Genomic DNA, 21730 nt, shown 5'->3' with positions numbered 1-21730 from the left:
AAAGGTAGAAGTCTGTGAAACAGAACTCCCTGAAAGGATGGTTCAAGAGCGGCGCCCCCGGCGTCTGGATCAGCGGTGGCGCGGTGTCCATCGCGGTCATCATGACCATTGGCCTGCTGGCAGTGATTGCCGTGCGCGGCCTGGGTCACTTCTGGCCGGCGGATCTGATCCATGCCAGCTACGACGTGCCGGGCCAGGGCCAGCACCTGGTCATTGGCGAAGTGGTGCAGAAAGAAGAAGTGCCACGTGCCCGCCTGAAGAGCGCCGGCCTGCCGGTGCCTGACGAAGGCCCTGAGTTCATGACCCGCGAGCTGATCAAGGTCGGCAACCGTGACCTGAACGGCAACGACTTCACCTGGATCGTCGGTGAGTGGCTGACCAAACAGACGACGCCGCCGGAGCTGATGGCCATCGAGCGTCGCGAGTGGGGCAATTTCTACGGCTACCTGGTCAACGTCAAACAGGATGGCAAGGTTGTCGCTGAAGGCGAAGCCGCATGGCCTGAGTTGCAGGCCCGTGTCGACCGCGTCAACAAGCTGGCTGCACAGCTCAAGAACCTGGAAAAAACCGACATCGGCGCGATCAACGCCGGTCTCGAGCGCATCCGTCTGCACGGTCGCAAGCTGGAGCTCGATGGCAAGCTCGACGCCACCGCACAAGCGGACATGGAATCGGAGCGCGCCGAACTCAATGCCCGCTATCAGGACGTTGAAGCGCGCCTGACCGATCTGCATGCGCAGTTCAACCGTGACAGCCTGACCGCCCGCGATGCGAACGGTAAGGAAATCGAAATCGGCATCGGCAAAGTGGTGCACGCCTATCAGCCGAACGCCATGAGCACGACCACCAAGATCGGTTTCTACTTCAGCAAGGTCTGGGAGTTCCTGAGCGACGACCCGCGTGAAGCGAACACCGAAGGCGGGATCTTCCCGGCCATCTTCGGCACCGTGATGATGACCCTGATCATGGCGATGATCGTGACCCCGTTCGGCGTGCTGGCGGCGGTGTACCTGCGTGAATACGCCAAGCAGAATGCGCTGACCCGGGTGATCCGCATCGCGGTGAACAACCTGGCGGGCGTTCCGGCGATCGTTTACGGCGTGTTCGGCCTGGGCTTCTTCGTTTACGTGTTGGGCGGCTCACTCGACCGCCTGTTCTTCCCGGAAGCATTGCCGGCGCCGACCTTCGGCACACCGGGTCTGCTCTGGGCCTCGCTGACCCTGGCGCTGCTGGCAGTGCCGGTGGTGATCGTGGCCACCGAAGAAGGCCTGGCGCGGATTCCTCGCACTGTGCGTGAAGGCTCGTTGGCCCTCGGCGCGACCAAGGCTGAAACCTTGTGGAAGATCGTGCTGCCGATGGCCAGCCCGGCAATGATGACCGGCATGATCCTCGCCGTGGCCCGCGCCGCGGGTGAAGTGGCGCCGCTGATGCTGGTGGGTGTGGTGAAACTGGCGCCGTCGCTGCCGGTGGACGGTAACTACCCGTACCTGCACCTGGACCAGAAGATCATGCACCTGGGCTTCCACATCTATGACGTCGGCTTCCAGAGCCCGAACGTCGAAGCCGCACGACCGCTGGTGTACGCAACGGCGCTGCTGCTGGTGCTGGTGATCGCGACATTGAACCTGTCGGCGGTGTACATCCGGAACCACCTGCGCGAGAAGTACAAGGCGCTGGACAGCTGATCGCTGGCCCAAACATTGAAAGTGTTGCTGGCCCTGATGCCGGCAGCCCACTGAACCGAATTTGTTAGCACAGGGAGCCTCCCATGCAGCACGAAGCACATACCCACGGCATCAACATGTCTGCCCTGGGCCGCGACAAACAGAGCCTGAACCTCGAGCAGGAAACCGTAGCCATCGAAGTGCCGGGCCTGAGCCTGTTCTACGGCGAAAAACAAGCGCTGTACGACGTCAGCATGAACATCCCGAAACAGCGCGTGACCGCCTTCATCGGCCCGTCCGGCTGTGGCAAGTCGACGTTGTTGCGTACCTTCAACCGCATGAACGACCTGGTTGACGGTTGCCGCGTTGAAGGCGAGATCAACCTGTACGGCAACAACATCTACCGCAAGGGCGAGGACGTGGCCGAGCTGCGTCGTCGCGTCGGCATGGTGTTCCAGAAGCCAAACCCGTTCCCGAAAACCATCTACGAAAACGTGGTTTACGGCCTGCGTATCCAGGGCATCAACAAGAAGCGCGTGCTCGACGAAGCCGTCGAGTGGGCGTTGAAAGGCGCGGCACTGTGGGACGAGGTCAAAGACCGTCTGCACGAGTCGGCACTGGGCCTGTCCGGTGGTCAGCAGCAGCGTTTGGTGATCGCCCGCACCATCGCCGTTGAGCCGGAAGTGCTGCTGCTCGACGAACCGTGCTCGGCACTCGACCCGATCTCCACGTTGAAAGTCGAAGAGCTGATCTACGAACTGAAATCCAAGTTCACCATCGTCATCGTGACCCACAACATGCAACAGGCGGCGCGGGTGTCCGACTACACCGCGTTCATGTACATGGGCAAGCTGGTCGAGTTTGGCGACACCGATACCCTGTTCACCAATCCGGCGAAGAAGCAGACCGAAGACTACATCACCGGTCGCTACGGCTAGCAGCAGCCACGAGCCGCGAGCTTCAAGCGGCAAGTCAGGGCGGTTCGGGTACAACACATCAGCTTGCAGCTTGTAGCTTGCAGCTCACAGCTTTTGCGGAGCAGACAACATGATTTCTAAGGAAGGCCTTACACACCACATCTCCCAGCAGTTCAACGCCGAACTGGAGGAAGTGCGCAGCCACCTCCTGGCCATGGGCGGGCTGGTCGAGAAGCAGGTCAATGACGCGGTGACCGCGCTGATCGAGGCCGACTCCGGCCTGGCCCAGCAGGTGCGCGAGATCGACGACCAGATCAACCAGATGGAACGCAACATCGACGAAGAATGCCTGCGCATTCTGGCCCGTCGCCAGCCGGCAGCGTCTGATCTGCGCCTGATCATCAGCATTTCCAAATCGGTGATCGACCTGGAGCGCATCGGTGACGAAGCGACCAAGATCGCCCGCCGCGCCATCCAGCTGTGCGAAGAAGGCGAAGCGCCGCGCGGTTACGTCGAAGTGCGCCACATCGGTGACCAGGTGCGCAACATGGTTCGCGACGCGCTGGACGCCTTTGCCCGTTTCGACGCCGAACTGGCCTTGTCGGTGGCGCAGTACGACAAGATCATCGACCGCGAATACAAGACCGCCCTGCGTGAGCTGGCGACCTACATGATGGAAGATCCGCGTTCTATCTCGCGGGTTCTGAGCATTATCTGGGTGCTGCGTTCGCTGGAGCGTATCGGCGATCACGCACGCAATATCTCGGAGCTGGTGATTTACCTGGTGCGCGGCACTGACGTGCGGCACCTGGGGCTCAAGCGCATGAAGGAAGAAGTTGAAGGAACCAGTGGCGAAACCGCTAATGTTCCGGGCAAAACTGACGATAAGTAAGGTTGCCCAAGTAAAGCGCCCGGCCTTTTGGCCGGGCGTTTTTGTTTGCGGCCGACGAATTCGAAAAGCAGCACCCGCGAACGAAAAGTCCGGCGTGACTGAAGGTTTTTGGCAATGTGCCATCAGCAAGGCGGTATGCTGGCCGGGATTTTTTAAAGGGGTGGTGGATGAGTAAGGTCAGTGTGTTGGTCGTGGACGACGCGTCGTTCATTCGTGACCTGGTGAAGAAGTGCCTGCGCAATTATTTCCCGGGCATGCGGGTCGAAGACGCGATCAACGGCAGAAAGGCTCAGGCCATGCTGGCCAAGGAAGCATTCGACCTGGTCCTGTGTGATTGGGAAATGCCGGAAATGTCCGGCCTGGAACTGCTGACCTGGTGTCGTGAGCAAAACAACCTCAAAGCCATGCCCTTCGTGATGGTGACCAGCCGTGGCGACAAGGAGAACGTCGTCCAGGCGATCCAGGCCGGGGTATCCGGTTACGTCAGCAAGCCGTTCACCAACGAGCAACTGCTCACCAAGGTCAAGCAGGCGCTGCACAAGGTCGGCAAACTCGATGCCTTGATCAACGTAGCCGCGTCCAAAACGAGTCCGGCATTCGCTAACGACTCCCTCGCCGCCTTGACCGGTGGCAAGGCACCCGTCGCCACGCCAACAGCCGCACCGTCCAAAGGCTTGCTCAACAGTCCGCCGGTCAAGGCGCCTGCGGCCTCTTCGGCACCCGCCAATGGCCGTGGCCAGGGTCAACTGCGTTTGCCGAACGGCATCCAGCAATGCGTGATCAAGGCCCTGAGCCTCAAGGAAGCGCTGCTGGTGGTGAAGCGCTCCGAGATCCTGCCGCAGATCCTCGACAGCGCCGTGCTGGACCTGGAGCAGGGCGACAATGCCGAAATCGCCCGCCTCAACGGCTATCTGCACGCCGTCGTGGCCCACGAACCGAAGCCCGACAGCGACTGGCTGCAACTGACCTTCCGCTTTGTCGATCAGGATGCGCAGAAGCTCGATTACATCTCGCGCCTGATTGCGCGGGGTACGGCGCAGAAGCACTTTATTCCAGGCGCTTGAGGCGCGTCGCCTGACAGTCCGCCATCGCGAGCAAGCTCGCTCCCACAGGTCCGGCATGAATCCTGTGGGAGCAAGCTTGCTCGCGATGGGGCCATCACTGTTACCGCACATCTGCTGAACACCCTTTCTGAAACATCTGTCGACTACTCGGGTCCATTGCAGCTGCTAGGCTCACTCCCAGGCCTCACTCGACAGAATCCTTGCTCATGTTCACGCGCCTGCTGCTTTTATGTGGCCTGTTCATGGTCGCCACCTCGGCCATGGCCATGACCATCTACAAATCCAAAGATGCCTATGGCGTGGTTTCCTACAGCGACCGCCCCAGCAAAGGCGCCCATGTGTTCGTTTTTCGCGATGGCATGGTCGAGCACCTTGAGCGTCAGGTGCGCCTCGTCATCATGAAGAAGAACGGCGTGCACAGCGTGTACGTGCGCAATGACCTGTATGCGCCGGTAGAAGTCGAATTGAGTTTTGCCGGGGTGAAGAACGGCAGCGGTGTGCCGGGAGGGACGATTCGGCAGGTGATACCGCTACGCAGCAGCGTTCGCCTGGCGCAGCTCACGGCGACTAAAGGTGGGAGGCCCCTCGCGTACGTCCCGAAGTTCAAGTATTCCCTGGGTGACCCGTCTGGGCCCACGGTGGGCTATCGGTACCCGTTGCCCTGGCGTGGCGGACCATTCCGGATAAGTCAGGGCGCCAATGGCCCCTACAGCCACTTCGGGCCCAAGAGCCGTTACGCCATAGACATCGCGATGCCTGAAGGCACACCGATCATTGCCGCGCGAGGCGGGGTGGTGGTGAAAACCGAGAACAGACAGAGCGGGCGCGGTACCGACGCATCCGGCAATTTCGTGCGGGTGCTGCACGATGACGGGACGATGGGTGTTTACCTGCACCTGAAGAAAGGCTCGGTCCGCGTTCGGGAAGGTCAGCGGGTAACGGTCGGCAGCGCGTTGGCGTTGTCCGGCAATACCGGCAACAGCACCGGGCCGCATTTGCATTTTGTGGTGCAGCGCAATACGGGGCTGGGGCTGGTATCGATTCCGTATCAGTTCAACCAGCCGGTGGGCGCGCTGCCCAACTTTGCGTTGGGCAAGCAGTGATGCCTTGAAGCTTTGGGATCAATGCGGTTTAACGAATCACATCAATCCAGCATCAACACCTTGGCCAGAACGATCTTCGGCCCTTTCATTTTCTTGATGATGATCCGCAGGCCTTCGACTTCCAGTACTTCTTCCTCTTCCGGAACCCGCTTGAGGCTCTCATAGACCAGCCCGGCGAGGGTTTCGGCTTCGACGTGGTCGAGGTCAATGCCCAACAGTCGTTCAACCTTGAACAGCGGCGTATCGCCCCGCACCAGCAGTTTGCCCGGCTGATACGCGAGGATCCCGCGTTCGGCCTTGCGATGTTCGTCCTGGATATCGCCTACCAGTACTTCCAGCACGTCTTCCATGGTCAGGTAGCCGATGATGTTGCCGTCGGCCTCTTCGACCACGGCGAAGTGCGAGCCGCCCTTGCGGAACTGCTCCAGCAACTGCGACAGCGGCATGTGCCGTGACACGCGCTCCAGCGGGCGGGTCAGTTCGGCGAGGTTGAACGACTCGGGAATGTGGTCCAGCGCCGCCAGTTCCAGCAGCAGATCCTTGATGTGCAGCAGGCCGACGAACTCCTGGCGTTCGCTGTCGTACACCGGGTAGCGGCTGAACTTGTGGCGACGGAACAACGCCAGGATTTCCTTGAGCGGTGCATTGAACTCCAGGGTGACCAGGTCTTCGCGGGAGTTGGCCCAGTCGACCACTTCCAGCTCGCCCATTTCCACCGCTGACGCCAGAACGCGCATGCCTTGGTCGCTCGGATCCTGGCCACGGCTGGAGTGCAGGATCAGTTTCAGTTCTTCGCGGCTGTAATGGTGTTCGTGGTGCGGGCCGGGCTCACCTTGGCCTGCGATGCGCAGGATCTGGTTGGCGCTGGCGTTGAGCAGGTAGATGGCCGGGTACATGGTCCAGTAGAACAGGTACAGCGGCACGGCGGTCCACAGCGACAGCAATTCGGGTTTGCGGATCGCCCAGGATTTGGGGGCCAGTTCGCCGACCACGATGTGCAGGTAGGAAATGATGAAGAACGCAGTGAAGAACGAAACCGCCTTGACCACTTCAGCGGAATCTACGCCCACGGCACTCAGTACAGGCGCCAGAAGGTGCGCAAACGCAGGTTCACCAACCCAACCCAGGCCCAGGGAGGCGAGGGTGATACCCAATTGGCAGGCCGACAGGTAAGCATCGAGCTGACTGTGCACGGTGCGCAGGATGTGCCCGCGCCAGCCGTTTTTGTCAGCGATGGCCTCGACCCGGGTCGAGCGCAGTTTGACCATGGCAAATTCCGCCGCAACGAAAAAACCGTTGAGCAAAACCAGGATCAGAGCAAAAAGAATCATGCCGAAGTCGGCGAAAATTGTAGCGAGGGTCAAGCCAGGGGAAGGGTCCATGATGGAGTTTTGCGGGTTCCGTGTATTCGAAAGGAAAGAAAAGTCCGCACCTGAAAGGCAGGCGCAAGTCAGCCAATGTAGCGGCTGACCGGCCAGTTGCCTAGTGGTGCGTGCTGACCGGTATCAGTCGGCGGTGCTGATAACCCGTGATTTGGTGACCTGAGCCGGCGCAAAGTGGCAAGTAAAGGTACTGCCGTGGCCCGGTACGCTGCTGATTTCCATCCGTGCCCGATGACGTAACAAAACGTGTTTGACGATCGCCAGTCCCAGGCCGGTGCCGCCGGTGTTGGAGTTGCGGCTGGAGTCGACGCGGTAGAAGCGTTCGGTCAGGCGCGGCAGGTGTTTGTTATCGATGCCGATCCCGGAATCCTGCACGCTCAGGTGCGCCCCCTGGTCATCGCCCCACCAGCGAATGCGGATATTGCCTTCGGCCGGGGTGTATTTCACCGCGTTGAACACCAGGTTGGAAAACGCGCTGCGCAACTCCGCCTCGCTGCCCTTGAGCAGAATTGTCGGGTCGGCTTCCAGGGTGATTTTCTGGTTTTTCTGGCCGGACAACTGCTGCGCATCACTCTTGATCGATTGCAGCAAGCCGTCGATCGGCACCGGCTGGTTGTCCGACGGATAATCGGTGGCTTCCAGCTTGGCCAGCAGCAACAGGTCGTTAAGCAGCGTCTGCATACGCCCGCCTTGCTGTTGCATCTGTTGCAAGGCACGGCTCCAGCGCGGGTTCACCTCGTCGACGTTATCGAGCAAGGTTTCCAGGTAGCCGCAGATCACCGTCAACGGTGTGCGCAGTTCATGGGAAACGTTGGCGATGAAGTCTTTGCGCATTTGCTCAAGCTGATGGATGCGTGTCACATCGCGCACCAGCATCAAGTGTTCGTTGTTGCCGTAGCGGGTGATGTACAGCTGAATACGCACGCGGTCGTTGGTCGGCGAAGGAATTTCCAGCGGCTCGGCGTAGCTGTCCTGCTCGAAGTATTCCTTGAAGCGCGGATGGCGCACCAGGTTGGTCACCGGCTGGCCGCTGTCCTGTGGCGTCTTGAGGCCCAGCAGGGTTTCGGCGGCGCGGTTCCACCACTCCAGGTTGCCGTCGGTGTCGAGCATGATCACCGCGTCTTTCAGCGCGGCGGTGGACTCCTGAACCCGGTCGATCACTGCTTGCAGGCGCCCGCGTACCCGTTGGTCGCGGCGTTGCAGGTGGTAGATGCTGTCGAACACCTCGCCCCACAGGCCGTAGCCGTCGGGTGGCGCTTCATCGGGCTTGTGCAGGCGCAGCCACTCGTGCAGACGCAGCAATTGCTTGAGGGTCCAGGCCAGGTAAAGACCCAGGCCTGCGGCGAGGCTCCAGCCGTAATAGCCGGTGATCAGGCCGATCACCAGGCAGGCGGTGACCAGCAGCAGCATGTGGCGAATCAGGGTGCCATGCCAGTTTTGGTTCACGAAAAAAATACGTCCTTGAAAGTGGAACCGCTGCGATCATCAGGCCTTGGTTGAGAACCGGTAGCCAGTGCCGCGCACGGTTTGTACCAGATTTTCGTAAGCATCGCCGAGGGCTTTGCGCAGGCGTCGAATGTGTACGTCGACCGTACGCTCTTCGACGTAGACGTTGCCGCCCCAGACCTGATCCAGCAACTGGCCACGAGTGTAGGCGCGCTCCTGGTGGGTCATGAAAAATTGCAGCAGGCGGTATTCGGTCGGACCCATCTCGGCAGGACGGCCGTCGATGGTCACGCGGTGGCTGATCGGGTCCAGCAGCAGGCCGCCGACTTCGATTGGCGCTTCGCCATCGGTCGGGCCTGCGCGACGCAGCACGGCTTTCAGGCGCGCTACCAGCTCACGTGGGGAAAACGGCTTGGTGATGTAGTCGTCAGCGCCGACTTCCAGGCCCTGGATCTTGTTGTCCTCTTCACCCTTGGCGGTGAGCATGATGATCGGGATGTCCCCGGTCAGTTCATCACGCTTGAGACGACGGGCCAGCTCGATGCCGGACGTGCCGGGCAGCATCCAGTCGAGCAGGATCAGGTCCGGTTTGCGGTCGACGATAATGGCGTGGGCCTGCTGGGAGTTTTCAGCCTCCAGGCAGTCATAGCCGGCCATTTCCAATGCAACGGCGATCATTTCGCGAATAGGCGCTTCGTCGTCGACGATCAGAATGCTCCTGCCAACCATGCCCTTAATCCTCTTGTCATTTAACTGTCTTGCGCCGCATTAGATAACGGAATTATTGCAGTCGTGTGACAGTATTTTAGTCGGCCGGCGATTGGCTGGATCCTGGGCTAAGCTCTAAGTCCGAATCCTGACAACCACAAAAGGAAGGTTTCCATGAACTACATTGCTCAATCCTGGAAGGCTTTGCTGGTCACTGCTGCGTTAACGCTGCCGACACTGGCCTTTGCCGCCGACCCGGCGATGATGAAAGACGGCATGATGGTCGATCACAAGGGCATGACTGTGTACACGTTCGACAAGGACGCGGGCGGCAAGTCGATGTGCAACGGCGACTGCGCCAAATACTGGCCGCCAATGATGGCGCCGGCGGGTGCCAAGGCCGAAGGTAAATGGACAGTCGTCAAGCGTGACGATGGCAAGATGCAATGGGCCTATGACGGCAAGCCGCTGTACTACTACGAGGACGACAAAAAACCCGGAGACATGACGGGTGACAAGAAAAAAGACGTCTGGCACGTCGTTCGCGAGCATATGTAACGGTTGTAGCCTGTCGCACCAGATCGCTGCCTTCGTTGCTCTGCAGGAGTTGCTGAAGGCGGCGATCTTTTTGATGCTTCAACGTAGCGCGTAATCCAGCACAATCCCGACGAAAATCGCCAATCCCGCCCAGTGATTGTGCAAAAACGCCTTGAAACAGCGCATCCGGTCCCTGTCGCGGGTATACCAGAATTCCCACGCAAAACAGCCCGCCGCCGCCAGCAAGCCGAGATGGAACCAGCCACCGAGCTCGAACTTTGACCCGGCCAGTAACAAGCAGCCAAGCGCCAAGCCTTGCAACGTCAGAATGATCACCCGGTCTGCATCGCCAAACAGAATCGCCGTGGATTTCACTCCGATCTTCAGGTCGTCATCGCGGTCAGTCATCGCGTAATACGTGTCGTAACCCACGGTCCACATCAGGTTGGCGATCCACAGCAGCCACGCGACAGCCGGCAGCTCACCGGTTTCGGCAGTAAAGGCCATCGGCATGCCCCAGGAAAACGCCGCGCCCAGCACCACTTGCGGGTAATAGGTGTAGCGCTTCATGAATGGGTAACTGAACGCCAGCGTCAGACCGCCCAACGACAGCCAAATGGTCGCGGCATTGGTGCACAGCACCAGCAGGAAGCTCACGCCCATCAGCAATGCGAAGAACACCAGCGCCTCTTTGGAGCTGATCTTGCCGCTCACCAGCGGCCGCTGTTCGGTACGCTTCACATGGCCGTCAACCTTGCGGTCCGCCCAGTCGTTGATCACGCAGCCGCCGGCGCGGGTCAGCACCACGCCGAGGACGAAAATCACAATGTTGGCCAGGGACGGCGAACCCTTGCCGGCAATCCACAGCGCCCACAGCGTTGGCCAGAGCAGCAGGTAAATGCCGATCGGCTTGTCCATGCGGGTCAGCTGAATGAAATCCCAGGCCCGAGGGTTCAAGCGATTCAAGGACTTGAGCAGGCTTTGGTACATCAATGGTTCTCCGATTGGACGCAGGCGGCGTCCCACAGGGAAGGCAGGAAAATTTCAGCCACCAAAACACTCAAGGCACCACGGTCAAAGCGCGAGCGGCGGCCCCACAGCTCAGGCGATTGCGCCTCGGCGGGCAGCCACGCTTGCGGATAATGGCAAACCTCGATGGCCCGGCGCTGGAAGGCATGATCGCAAAACAGCAATTCGCCCAGCGAGCGGCTACCCAGTTCGTCCATGTGCAAGCCGTCGCCTTGCAATGCACTGCGTGACGCTACGCTGCGCGCAAACACCCACGCCTCGCCATGACCGCGCAAATACACCTCACGCACCCAGCCCTCACTGCCTTCGGCCAGGTCCAGCGCTGCGCATTCGTCGGTGCGCAAAGGCTGCCAGCCTTCGAACATTGGCGAGACGCTGAAGGCATCATTCGACAGATGAATCAGACGTCTGGTCAGCGAGCCTTCGTCGAACAGCCAGTCGAGGGTGGAGGCATCGGGGAGGGGCGTCAGTTCGCTGCGCGAGAGCCAGAGAGGAGCTGGAGAGGGGGATTCTGTGTGATGCACAATGAGTCATTATTGGCAGCAAATGAGGCGGCGAGCTTAACATGTCAGCCGCCGATATCGATTGAAATGGCCTGCCGTTGCGCCGAACAGGCTTGCATCCGACGGCCCCGATCAGTACAAAACGCGCTGAGTTGGACGGCAGTGCTACAACCATCGACCGTCCGGCCGGCAAAACGCCTGAACCCTGAGGAAGTACCTGATGAAAAAGTGGCAATGTATCGTCTGCGGCCTGATCTACAACGAAGCCGACGGTTGGCCGGATGACGGCATTGCGCCGGGCACCCGTTGGGAAGACGTGCCGGCAGACTGGCTGTGCCCGGACTGCGGTGTGGGCAAAATGGATTTTGAAATGATCGAAATCGCTGCCTGAACAATTGAGGAGTAAGGAATGAACGCACCTGTCGTAATCATTGGCACCGGCCTGGCTGGCTACAACGTGGCCCGCGAGTTTCGCAAACTCGACAGCGAAACCCCGCTGCTGCTGATTACCGCCGATGACGGGCGCTCCTACTCCAAGCCGATGCTCTCCACCGGCTTCGGCAAAAACAAGGATGCCGACGGCCTGAGCATGGCCGAACCCGGCGCCATGGCCGAACAACTCAAGGCCGAAGTGCGCACCCACACGCGCATCAGCGGCATCGACCCGGGCCACAAACGCCTGTGGATCGGTGAAGAAGCGGTAATCTACCGCGACCTGATCCTGGCCTGGGGCGCCGAAACCGTGCGCGTGCCCATTGAAGGCGACGCGGCGGATTGCGTATTCCCGATCAACGACCTGGAAGACTACGCACGCTTTCGCGCGGCGGGGGCCGGCAAGCGCCGCGTGCTGCTGCTCGGCGCCGGCCTGATCGGCTGCGAGTTCGCCAACGACCTGACCCTGGGCGGCTACGAAGTGCAACTGGTTGCGCCGTGCGAGCAGGTCATGCCGACCCTGTTGCACCCGGCGGCTGCCGCTGCGGTGCAGGCAGGCCTCGAAAGCCTCGGTGCACGCTTCCACCTCGGGCCGGTGCTCAACCGCCTGCAGCGTGTGGCTGACGGCCTGGAAGCACACCTGTCCGATGGCCAGGTGATCCCGTGCGACGTGGTGGTCTCGGCCATTGGCCTGCGCCCACGTGTCGACCTGGCGGCAGCGGCCGGTTTGCAGGTCAACCGCGGCATCATGGTCGACCGGCACCTGAAGACCTCCCACGCCAACATCTACGCCCTGGGCGACTGTGCCGAGGTCGATGGGTTGAACCTGCTGTACGTGATGCCCCTGATGAGCTGTGCGAGGGCGCTGGCGCAAACCCTGGCCGGCAACCCGACCGCCGTCACCTATGGCCCGATGCCGATCACCGTCAAAACCCCGGTGTGCCCGCTGGTGGTATCCCCACCACCACGGGGCGCAGAGGGCATCTGGACAGTCGAAGGGCAGGGCGCCGACATCAAGGTTTTATGCCGCGATGCCGCGGGCAAGCTGCTCGGCTATGCGCTCACCGGTGCCGCCGTGATGGAAAAACTGGCCCTGAACAAAGAGCTTCCGGCTCTGTTGGCGTAAATACCGGTCGTTCTGTCGGAATCACCCCCCTTTTGCCCTAACAATGGCCGCGCCGATACTGGCGCGGGGCCTCACTGCGTGCCATCCTCACTCCCGTCTGCCGCAGAGTAGAGCACCTGCGGCGCTTTTGGCGCTGCTCCGCAGAGAGCAGCACGGACATAACAACAACAAACCGTCAAAGGGGCTTCACTCACATGCGTAAACCAGACCTCGCTGCAGCCATTGCTGAAAAAGCAGACCTCACCAAAGAACAAGCCAACCGCGTTCTCAACGCCGTTCTTGAAGAAATCACCGGTGCCCTGCACCGCAAAGACAGTGTGACGCTGGTGGGCTTCGGCACCTTCCTGCAACGCCATCGCGGTGCCCGCACCGGCAAAAACCCGCAAACCGGCGAACCCGTCAAAATCAAGGCCAGCAACACCGTAGCGTTCAAGCCAGGCAAGTCGTTGAAAGACAGCGTTAATCCGTAATCCGTGTTCACCTCCCGCGCAGCGGGGGAGTGGAATAAAAAATGGGCACGCTAACCAAGGTTGGGTGCCCATTTTTTGTGGGTGGTGAATCAGCCGAGCCCGCTTTGTTGCTTGGCGAGAATCGCCGCCATTTCCGGTTCATCCAGATGATCCAGCGCCCGCTCTACCAGCAAATGCGCCCCCTCAGCCACGCGACTGATCGCCAGGGCTACTGAGCGGCGCGAGCCGTCTACATCGTCAGCCAGGTCAGCGGCGATGGCGCTGATGGACAGCAGATCTTCCGAGGCGTTGGCCAGGAGAGCTTCGGTGTTGATGTCCGGGCAGACACTGAAGAGTTGGCCGCTGCGTTTCGTTGGTGTCTGTTTTGGTGGGGCGAGATAGTGATCGAGGGCGCGTTCGGCGGCTTCGTGGAGTTTTTTGGAATCGAGGGATTCGTAGGGGGATGTGGCTTCGTTTTCGGATGCGTCGGGTATCGGAGTCATTGGTGTAAATCCTTGGTTAAGAAGTTTTGCTCCCGATTTCGGACTTGCACATCCGGTCGCCGTTTTTGGCGGTGACGATCAGAGGTTATCGATGAATCCAAAACTCGCCTAGTTCATGCGTAGCGCAGCATTTTGAAGGAAGTTTCCGATAGGTTTGCAGGGTGGGGAGATCAAAAGATCGCAGCCTTCGGCAGCTCCTACAGAATGTGTTTCTTCAGGTGCAGAAGTGGCGTGTGGAGCGGTCTGGAGGGAGGTTTTGATAATTGTGACTTGGTGGTCATCGTGAGGGTAATGGTTCTGATCTTCTTCTAACGCAAGCAGATACTGGTGTTATCGCCTGAAGCCGTTAAACTGCCCCGGCCGTTCATTTTTCTCTTGAGGCTGTGCGCATGAAATTTCGTTTTCTGCTGTGGATGCTGGGTTTGTTGATGGGTAAGGCCAGCCGGACCAATCCGGCGTTTCAGCAGCAGTTGGGTGACAAGGACCTGGTGTTTCAGTTGCAGACCCTGGACGGGAAAGTGGCGCGGCATTTCCGTGTGAAGGACCAGCGCATCACCAGCCAATCGGGTGTGCATGCCGAGCCTGCGTTTGCGATTGCCTTCAAAGATGCCGCGTACGGCTTTGCCACGATGCAGGCGAAGAACAAGCAACTGGCGTTCATGACGGGGATTCAGGACAAGTCGATTCAGATCAAGGGCAATCCTGCGCTGGTGATCTGGTTCCAGGGGCTGACCAAGTATTTGAAGCCGAAGAAGGCCAAGCCCAAGGCTTGAGGGCTGTCAGTTAAACCGAGTCAAATTCATCGCGAGCAAGCTCGCTCCCACAGGGATCACCTGAATCCCGTGGGAGCGAGCTTGCTCGCGATGCTTTTCAGCCTTGAGTGAATTGCGAAGCGAGTTCGCGCAGCAGCACTTCGGCTTCGAGGACTTTGCTGACCGCGTCGTTGGCTTTTTCGCGGCTCAGGCCAAGGCGTTCGAGCAGGGCGTCGGGGATGTCTTCGTCGGGGCCCGAGCCGATGCCACGGCTGCGCAGCAGGCGCACCGACAGGCACACCAGGTTCGGGTACTCAGCGAAGTCGCCATCGTAGTGTGGATCGTGCTGGAAGCGCAGGGCGGTGGCCAGCTCTTCAGGCATGTCCCAGTAGCGCATCAGCCACGAGCCGATCTGTTCCCGGCTGATACCCAGCAGGTGTTGTTCCACAAAGCTGTGGCACAGGTGCGGGTTGACCTCCAGGTGGCGGCAGATCAGCGAGAAGTGCGGCGGGAACACGTGGGCCAGCAGCAGGTAGCCGAAGTTGTGCAGCAGGCCGGCGAGGTAGGTCAGGCCGGCTTCCGGACGCTGGGCGCGCGGCATGGCGCGGGTCAGGCCTTCGATGACGGCGGCGGTGTAGATCGATTGCTGCCAGTACGGGGTGGAGTGTTGCGGGTGGTCCTTGGGCAGGCTCAGGGTTTTGCCCAAGGCCAGGCCCAGCGCCAGGTTGATCACCAGGTCGAAGCCCAGTACCCGGACGATGGCGTCTTCCACCGAGCGGATCTTGCCCGGCGAGGCGTAGTACGGCGATGCCGCCCAGCTCACGACTTGTGCAGCCAGCGCCGGGTCGGTTTCGACCACGCCGGTGATGTCGTCGATGGTGGCGTTGGGGTCGACGCGTAGCTTGATGATTTTTTGTGCGGTTTCGGCCAGCGGCGGAATCTCGATGGTCGCTTCCAGACGCTGCTGGATGCGCCGCGCGGTGAACGCCTGGACGGCCTGGGTGATTTCCTCGCGGTCGTCATCGGGGCGGTCGAGGTTCGGACGGATGCTGGTCAGGTTTTCGCCGAAGTTGGCGGCACTGGCCTTGGTCAGCATGGTCTTGAAGTCTTCGCAGTAGATTTCCAGCAGCACGCCCGGCTCACCGGAGTTGATCAGCAACTTCGGCTCGCGCAGCAGGCTTTCGTCGTACAGGCACGGTGAGCTGGTTAGCGCTGGCAGGCCCGGCAGCAAGCTGAGGTTATGCTTGCCGAGCATTTTTGTCAGGCGTTCGGTCGGTACGGCGGTGAGGCGGCGACCGGTGAGTTCAGTGAGGCGATTGAGGTCCAGCAATTGGCTCTGCGGGAACAGCACCATCAGCACGCCAACACTGTCATCCAGCAGAACGGCCTGCACTTTGCGCGCGGCATTCAGGCCATGACGGTCCAGCACTTCTTCGTAGGCAATGCCCAACTTGCCCAGCATCAGCCGAATAACCGACGGAGCGTGCGGGGTGTCGGGTGCGAAGGCAACTTCGGTCATGGTCTGTATCCGGACTAAAACAATTGCAGGAGTATAACCAGCTTGCTTGGGGCCACGCCTCAGAAACCGTGACGGTTGTCACACTTGGCCGTATTGTTGGCCATGACGCAGCCAGCGGTCGAGTAGCGGGCTGACGTGGGTCGGCCAGCGCTCGAGCAATGCCTGGGCGGCATCCCGCACGGCGGGCAGCAAATCGGCATCGCGCATCAGGTCGGCGACCTTGAACTGAAGTAGGCCGGTTTGACGGGTACCGAGCATTTCGCCGGGGCCGCGCAATTCCAGATCCTTTTCGGCGATGACGAAACCATCGTTGGTTTCGCGCATGATGCCCAGGCGCTGGCGGCCGATCTGCGACAGCGGCGGATGGTAGAGCAGCACGCAATGGCTGACGGCGCTGCCCCGGCCGACGCGACCGCGCAACTGGTGCAATTGCGCCAGGCCCAGGCGTTCGGGGTTCTCGATGATCATCAGGCTGGCGTTGGGCACGTCCACGCCCACTTCGATCACTGTGGTCGCGACCAGCAATTGCAGGTTGCCGGCCTTGAACTCGGCCATCACCGCAGCTTTTTCCGCAGGCTTCATGCGGCCGTGGATAAGCCCGACCTTCAGTTCGCCGAGGGCGGCGGTGAGGTCTTCGTAGGTGGTTTCGGCGGCCTGGCAGGTCAGCTCCTCCGACTCTTCGATCAGTGTGCAAACCCAATAGGCCTGACGCCCTTCGGCGCAAGCGCTGCGTACCCGTTCGATGACTTCGACCCGCCGGGTGTCAGTGATTAGCACGGTGTTGACCGGGGTTCGGCCGGGGGGCAATTCGTCGAGGATCGAGGTGTCGAGATCGGCGTAGGCGCTCATGGCCAGCGTGCGCGGAATCGGCGTGGCGGTCATGATCAATTGATGCGGGCACATGCGCCCACCGACGCCTTTCTGTCGCAAGGCCAGACGCTGCTGAACACCGAAGCGGTGTTGTTCGTCAATGATCACCAGCGCCAGGTTCTTGAATTGCACTTCGTCCTGGAACAGCGCGTGAGTGCCAACCACCATCGGCGTGCCGTTGGTAATCTGCTCCAGCGCAGCCACGCGGTTTTTGCCCTTGAGCTTGCCGGCCAGCCACGCGACTTCAATGCCCAGCGGTTCGAGCCAACGCTTGAAGGTGATGAAGTGCTGCTCGGCGAGAATCTCGGTGGGCGCCATCAGCGCGACCTGATAACCGGCCTCCAAAGCCTGGAGTGCAGCGAGCGCGGCGACCACGGTTTTGCCGGCGCCGACGTCACCCTGGATCAGCCGCAGCATCGGTTCGTGCTGGCTGAGGTCATAAGCGATTTCGTTGCCGACCCGTTGCTGGGCACCGGTCGGGTTGAAGCCGAGGTTGGCCAGGTACTTGGCCGGCAGTTGCGTGGCTTTGGGCATCGCCGGCGCACGCAGGGAGCGCATGCTTTCGCGCAGGCGTTGTTGCGACAGTTGATGGGTCAGCAGTTCTTCGAAAGCCAGACGGTGCTGCGCCCAGTGGTGACCGAGGGCCAGTTCATCGACGTCGGCATCGGCGGGCGGGTTGTGCAGGTAGCGGATCGCATCGGCCAGCGGCGCCAATTGGTAGTCGCGGGCCAGTTCGTTCGGCAGCCAGTCGGGCAGGCTGCTGGGGCCGAGCAGGGTGAGGGTCTGCATGCACAACTGGCGCAAGCGCTGTTGGGTCAGGCCTTCGGTGAGCGGGTAGACCGGGGTCAGGGTTTCATCCACTGGCGGCGGTTCATCGCCGGTGATGGCGCGGTATTCCGGGTGGTAGATCTCCAGCCCCGAAGCACCGGGCCGCGCCTCGCCGTAGCAGCGAATCCGCGTACCGCGTTTCAGGCCTTCTTTCTGCGCGTTGCTGAAATGGTAGAACCGCAGGCTCAAGCCCCCGGTGCCATCCTGCAACCGGACCACCAGGCTGCGCCGCCGGCCCATGACCACGTCGGCACCGCTGACGGTGCCTTCGATGACCGCATCCTGCCCTGGCCGCAGTGCGCCGATCGGCACCACGCGAGTACGGTCCTGATAGCGCAGGGGCAAGTGAAACAACACGTCCTGGAGGTTTTCCAGACCGACCTTGGCCAGTTTCTCGGCCATGGCTTCACCGACCCCCTTGAGTGCCGTCACCGACACTTGCGACAACTCGTTCATGACCGTTGCTTAGCCCGCAGCGACTTGCGCCGCTGGCTTGGCCACCGAGCACAGGCGAATGGAGTCAGCGAGGATTTCAATCGCTTTCGGGCGCGGGAAGCTGGCGCGCCAGGCAATGGCCACGGTGCGGAACGGCACGGGTGCCGACAACGGACGCACTTCGATCACGCCGGGGGCGTAGTGATGGCTGTCGACTGCCGATAGCGGCAGGATCGAAATACCCAGGCCGGACGCGACCATGTGGCGAATGGTTTCCAGGGAGCTGGATTCCACTGTGGTGTGCTTGGCGCCGTCGTTGCCTTTGGTCAGGGTCGGGCAGGCTTCCAGTACCTGATCGCGGAAGCAGTGGCCTTCGCCGAGCAGCAGCAGGCTCTTGTCGTTGAGCAGGCTGGCGTCGATGGATTCTTTTTGCGTCCACGGGTGCTGCGCCGGCATCAGCACGTAGAACGGCTCGTCGTAGAGCTGCAGGGTCAGCACGTCGGCTTCATTGAACGGCAGGGCGATGATGATCGCGTCGAGCTCGCCGTTGCGCAGTTTGTCGCGCAGCACGTGGGTGAAGTTTTCTTCGATGTACAACGGCATCTGCGGGGCGACCCGGTGCAGTTGTGGAATCAGGTGCGGAAACAGGTACGGCCCGACGGTGTAGATCGCGCCGACTTTCAGCGGGGCGGTCAGTTGGTTCTTGCCGGCCTGGGCCAGTTCGCGGATGCCCTGGGCTTGTTCCAGCACTTTCTGCGCCTGGGCGACGATGCCTTCGCCGACCGGGGTCAGGCGCACGGCGCTTTTGCTGCGCTCGAAAATCAGCACACCGAGTTCGTCTTCAAGCTTTTTCACGCCCACCGAAAGGGTCGGCTGGCTGACGTGGCAACGCTCGGCCGCGTGGCCGAAGTGCTGCTCTTGGGCGAGGGTAACGATGTAGCGTAATTCTGTGAGGGTCATAGCAAGCGTCCATGTAGTTGCGGGCCAAGCATACCGGCTGCAATCGATAGACGCACGTTATCAGACTGAGAGTGTCGAGTGACACCGGGCAATGCCGGTTTGCCGCTGGCAGATAAGCAAAAGGCACCTTTCGGTGCCTTTTTGGCTTGGAACGCGGCCTTCCTGCTGGCAGAAACCTCTGTGGGAGCGAGCTTGCTCGCGATGAGGGCCCAACATTCGACATCTACGTTGAATGTTAGACCGCTATCGCGAGCAAGCTCGCTCCCACAAGGGCAGTACTGTTTTAACGGCGGCGCTTTTCCAGCGAATACACAAAGGGTGCAACGATTTCGATGGAGCCGTTGGTCAGCATGTCGGCCGGTGGCTTGGGCAGCGGTTGGGCGCGGCGGATCATTTCCAGGGTGGCCCGGTCCAGATCGGCGGTGCCCGAGGCACCTACCAGCTCAAACGACAACACATTGCCTTCGGCGTCCACGACGAAACGCAGACGGTTCATGCCTTCCTTGCCCCGCGCCTGTGCACTGGCCGGGTACTTTTTGTACTTCTGCAGGTGCGCCAGTAGCGTGCCTTGCCAGCTGGCCTTGGCCGCCAGTTGAGCCGGCGAAGGGCCCGGCGCAGGCTGGGCGGATTTCTCCGTTGGCGTCTGAGTCTGTTGCGCTTCGGCAGGTTTTTCTTCGGCCGGTTTTTCCTTCGGCGGTTCGGGTTTCTTCTCTACCGGCTTGGGCGGCTGCGGCTTGGGCTTTGGCTTGACGGGCTTGGGCACGGCAATTTCAGCTTTCGGCGCTTCGGCGAGCTTGGGTATCGGCAGTTCTTCAACCGGAGCCGGTGGCTGCGGAGGCGTGACGACCTTCGGCGGAGCAGGCGGTGGCGGGGCAGGAACCGGTGCCAGTTCGACCAGCATTGCCTGCGGGGGCAATTCGATGGGCGGACGGGCGGACCAGTTCAGCGCCAGCGCGATGGCCAGCGCGTGAACACCCAGCACTACAGCCAGGCTACCGCTGTAACGCGTCAGCTTATGGCGCGTCGTGATCATTTCTTGGCTGCCGTCTCGAGTCCGACCAGACCTACCTTCAGGTAACCGGCAGAGCGCAGGTTGTCCATCACGCTCATCAGGTCGCCGTAATCCACGCCTTTGTCAGCCTGGAAGAAGATCGTCGTGTCTTTCTTGCCCTGGGTCTTGGCGTCGAGGGTGGCGCCGAGTGCTTCGGCCTTCACTTCGTCTTCACCGAGGAACAAGCGCTGGTCAGCCTTGACGCTGAGGAACACCGGTTTCTCTGGTCGCGGTGCCGGCTTGGCAGTCGAGGCGGGCAGGTCGACCTTGATGTCCACGGTGGCCAGCGGGGCTGCCACCATGAAGATGATCAACAGCACCAACATGACGTCGATGAACGGCGTAACGTTGATTTCGTGGTTTTCGGACAGATCGTCGTCTGCCCCTTCTTTCAAATGCAGGCCCATGGCCGATTACCCCACTTTCACCATGTGCGGTTGCGAGCTGCGCTCAGGCTGGTGGTCGAGGTCGCGGCTGACCAGCAGCAGGACCTGTGCCGACGCATCGGACACTTGAGCCTTGTAACCGGCGATGGAGCGGGCAAAGACGTTGTAGATCACGACCGCAGGGATCGCTGCAACCAGGCCCAACGCGGTAGCCAGCAGGGCTTCGGCGATACCGGGGGCGACGACGGCGAGGTTGGTGGTCTGGGTCTTGGCGATGCCGATGAAGCTGTTCATGATGCCCCACACGGTACCGAACAGGCCGACGAACGGCGCGGTGGAGCCGATGGTGGCCAGCACGCCGGTGCCGCTGCTCATGTTGCGACCGCAGGCGGCGACCAGGCGCTCAAGACGGAAGCTGACGCGTTCCTTGATGCCTTCTTTCTCACGGCTGTTGACCGACAGGCGCATCTCTTCAAGGGCGTCATGTACCAGCAGGTTGGCCAGGGTGCCTTCCTTCGCCGCAGTGGCGCTGGCTTCCTTGAGGGAGGCGGATTTTTTCAGTTGGGCGATTTCACCGCGCAGACGACGCTTGGCGCCCATCAGCTCAAGACCCTTGGCGATCCAGATGGTCCAGGTGATGATCGAGGCGATGGCCAGGCCGATCATCACGATTTTCACGATGATGTCGGCATTCTTGTACATGCCCCACGGCGACAGGTCATGGGCCATGCCCAGGGTGTTGTCGGCTTCGAGGACTTCAGGGACGTCTTCACCCAACGCTTCTGCCGGTGCGGCCTGGGCAGGATCGGTCGCGACCGGAGCGGCGGCCGGGGCAGCGTGATCGGCTGGAGCCGGTGCGGTGGCGGCCGGTGTGGCTGGCGCCTGGGCATCGGCGAAAGCGGCGACTGGCGCGAGCATCAGGCTGAGGAGCAGGGCGGCCACCGCGCTCCAGGCGCGAGGTCGTTTGGTTGGCGAAGCGGAGAATTGATTGCGTGTCATGCTGGCCGGACCTGAGAGAAAAAACGGGTGATGTTCTTCCAGGCCTCGAAGGCCGAGAACAAAAGTGGGAAGGCATTATTGCAATTAATTCTTGTTAACAAAAGTAATAGCGTCTCTTTTTTTCCTGCATTGCTAGCCGCCTGTCTATTGCCGGCGCTAGTCTGTGGCTTTCCGA

22 protein-coding genes are annotated in these 21730 nt (G+C 60.9%); 10 read left to right on the top strand and 12 right to left on the bottom strand.

What is annotated here, in order from left to right:
• Positions 1-14 precede the first annotated feature (14 nt).
• The 5 genes from pstA to AC1D1M_RS12450 all read left to right on the top strand — a co-directional run bounded on the left by pstA (position 15) and on the right by AC1D1M_RS12450 (position 5640).
• Positions 15-1685 (top strand): phosphate ABC transporter permease PstA, encoded by a 1671-nt coding sequence (gene pstA / locus AC1D1M_RS12470; RefSeq protein ID WP_046038904.1) that lies wholly within the window; start codon positions 15-17, stop codon positions 1683-1685.
• An 83-nt stretch (positions 1686-1768) separates the two neighbouring features.
• Positions 1769-2602 carry a phosphate ABC transporter ATP-binding protein PstB gene (pstB, locus tag AC1D1M_RS12465; protein WP_007971742.1) on the top strand — a complete coding sequence of 278 codons (834 nt, stop codon included), beginning with the start codon at positions 1769-1771 and terminating at the stop codon, positions 2600-2602.
• Between the two features lie 109 nt (positions 2603-2711).
• Entirely contained in the window at positions 2712-3473 is a 762-nt protein-coding gene (gene phoU / locus AC1D1M_RS12460; protein ID WP_007992846.1) for a phosphate signaling complex protein PhoU, read from the top strand.
• A 167-nt stretch (positions 3474-3640) separates the two neighbouring features.
• Entirely contained in the window at positions 3641-4537 is an 897-nt protein-coding gene (locus AC1D1M_RS12455; protein ID WP_477775851.1) for a response regulator, read from the top strand.
• A 206-nt stretch (positions 4538-4743) separates the two neighbouring features.
• A complete protein-coding gene (locus AC1D1M_RS12450) occupies positions 4744-5640 on the top strand; it encodes a peptidoglycan DD-metalloendopeptidase family protein (protein ID WP_477775850.1) in 897 nt (298 codons plus the stop codon).
• A gap of 41 nt (positions 5641-5681) precedes the next feature.
• Here the strand turns inward: AC1D1M_RS12450 and AC1D1M_RS12445 are convergent, their stop codons facing one another.
• The 3 genes from AC1D1M_RS12445 to phoB all read right to left on the bottom strand — a co-directional run bounded on the left by AC1D1M_RS12445 (position 5682) and on the right by phoB (position 9197).
• Positions 5682-7022: a hemolysin family protein gene (locus tag AC1D1M_RS12445; RefSeq protein WP_218431557.1), complete on the bottom strand. Its 1341-nt coding sequence runs from the start codon at positions 7020-7022 to the stop codon at positions 5682-5684.
• A gap of 123 nt (positions 7023-7145) precedes the next feature.
• Complete coding sequence (gene phoR / locus AC1D1M_RS12440) at positions 7146-8432, bottom strand: phosphate regulon sensor histidine kinase PhoR (protein WP_347912708.1); 1287 nt, start codon at positions 8430-8432, stop codon at positions 7146-7148.
• A 75-nt stretch (positions 8433-8507) separates the two neighbouring features.
• A complete protein-coding gene (phoB, locus tag AC1D1M_RS12435) occupies positions 8508-9197 on the bottom strand; it encodes a phosphate regulon transcriptional regulator PhoB (protein ID WP_003229608.1) in 690 nt (229 codons plus the stop codon).
• A 153-nt stretch (positions 9198-9350) separates the two neighbouring features.
• Between phoB and AC1D1M_RS12430 the strand changes: the two genes are divergently transcribed.
• On the top strand, positions 9351-9734 hold the full coding sequence (locus AC1D1M_RS12430; protein ID WP_477775849.1) for a COG4315 family predicted lipoprotein: 384 nt from the start codon (positions 9351-9353) through the stop codon (positions 9732-9734).
• A 78-nt stretch (positions 9735-9812) separates the two neighbouring features.
• Here AC1D1M_RS12430 and ubiA read toward each other — a convergent pair whose 3' ends face one another.
• Positions 9813-10703, bottom strand: coding sequence for a 4-hydroxybenzoate octaprenyltransferase (gene ubiA / locus AC1D1M_RS12425; RefSeq protein WP_477775848.1), 891 nt, complete (start codon positions 10701-10703; stop codon positions 9813-9815).
• A complete protein-coding gene (locus AC1D1M_RS12420; protein ID WP_477775847.1) occupies positions 10703-11266 on the bottom strand; it encodes a chorismate--pyruvate lyase family protein in 564 nt (187 codons plus the stop codon). Before AC1D1M_RS12420 ends, ubiA begins: the two co-directional genes overlap by 1 nt.
• A 199-nt stretch (positions 11267-11465) precedes the next feature.
• On the opposite strand from AC1D1M_RS12420, the gene AC1D1M_RS12415 reads away from it, so the two are divergent.
• The 3 genes from AC1D1M_RS12415 (at position 11466) to AC1D1M_RS12405 (ending at position 13273) form a co-directional block, all read left to right on the top strand.
• Positions 11466-11636 carry a rubredoxin gene (locus AC1D1M_RS12415; RefSeq protein WP_007995385.1) on the top strand — a complete coding sequence of 57 codons (171 nt, stop codon included), beginning with the start codon at positions 11466-11468 and terminating at the stop codon, positions 11634-11636.
• Between the two features lie 18 nt (positions 11637-11654).
• The gene (locus tag AC1D1M_RS12410; protein ID WP_477775846.1) at positions 11655-12803 is read left to right on the top strand and encodes an NAD(P)/FAD-dependent oxidoreductase; all 1149 of its coding nucleotides are present in this window, start codon (positions 11655-11657) and stop codon (positions 12801-12803) included.
• Positions 12804-12997: 194 nt separating this feature from the next.
• Entirely contained in the window at positions 12998-13273 is a 276-nt protein-coding gene (locus AC1D1M_RS12405; RefSeq protein WP_003195589.1) for an HU family DNA-binding protein, read from the top strand.
• Positions 13274-13362: 89 nt separating this feature from the next.
• Here AC1D1M_RS12405 and AC1D1M_RS12400 read toward each other — a convergent pair whose 3' ends face one another.
• Positions 13363-13755 (bottom strand): DUF6124 family protein, encoded by a 393-nt coding sequence (locus AC1D1M_RS12400; RefSeq protein WP_477775845.1) that lies wholly within the window; start codon positions 13753-13755, stop codon positions 13363-13365.
• Between the two features lie 389 nt (positions 13756-14144).
• Between AC1D1M_RS12400 and AC1D1M_RS12395 the strand changes: the two genes are divergently transcribed.
• Positions 14145-14528 (top strand): hypothetical protein, encoded by a 384-nt coding sequence (locus AC1D1M_RS12395; protein ID WP_008018281.1) that lies wholly within the window; start codon positions 14145-14147, stop codon positions 14526-14528.
• Between the two features lie 97 nt (positions 14529-14625).
• Here AC1D1M_RS12395 and AC1D1M_RS12390 read toward each other — a convergent pair whose 3' ends face one another.
• The 6 genes from AC1D1M_RS12390 to exbB all read right to left on the bottom strand — a co-directional run bounded on the left by AC1D1M_RS12390 (position 14626) and on the right by exbB (position 21555).
• Positions 14626-16026 (bottom strand): aminoacyl-tRNA deacylase and HDOD domain-containing protein, encoded by a 1401-nt coding sequence (locus AC1D1M_RS12390; RefSeq protein ID WP_477775844.1) that lies wholly within the window; start codon positions 16024-16026, stop codon positions 14626-14628.
• A gap of 78 nt (positions 16027-16104) precedes the next feature.
• Positions 16105-18180 carry an ATP-dependent DNA helicase RecG gene (gene recG, locus AC1D1M_RS12385; protein ID WP_477775843.1) on the bottom strand — a complete coding sequence of 692 codons (2076 nt, stop codon included), beginning with the start codon at positions 18178-18180 and terminating at the stop codon, positions 16105-16107.
• A 9-nt stretch (positions 18181-18189) separates the two neighbouring features.
• Positions 18190-19119: a hydrogen peroxide-inducible genes activator gene (locus AC1D1M_RS12380; RefSeq protein ID WP_008047093.1), complete on the bottom strand. Its 930-nt coding sequence runs from the start codon at positions 19117-19119 to the stop codon at positions 18190-18192.
• A gap of 283 nt (positions 19120-19402) precedes the next feature.
• On the bottom strand, positions 19403-20152 hold the full coding sequence (locus AC1D1M_RS12375; protein WP_477775842.1) for an energy transducer TonB family protein: 750 nt from the start codon (positions 20150-20152) through the stop codon (positions 19403-19405).
• Positions 20149-20577 (bottom strand): TonB system transport protein ExbD, encoded by a 429-nt coding sequence (gene exbD, locus AC1D1M_RS12370; protein ID WP_007989589.1) that lies wholly within the window; start codon positions 20575-20577, stop codon positions 20149-20151. The genes AC1D1M_RS12375 and exbD overlap by 4 nt, the downstream gene beginning before the upstream one ends.
• A gap of 6 nt (positions 20578-20583) precedes the next feature.
• A complete protein-coding gene (gene exbB, locus AC1D1M_RS12365; protein WP_477775841.1) occupies positions 20584-21555 on the bottom strand; it encodes a tonB-system energizer ExbB in 972 nt (323 codons plus the stop codon).
• Positions 21556-21730: the final 175 nt, after the last annotated feature.

The sequence above is a fragment of the Pseudomonas sp. P1_F7 genome (assembly GCF_056405655.1).
The sequence above is the reverse complement of the archived record's forward strand: the minus strand, read 5'-3'. Positions and strand labels throughout refer to the sequence as shown.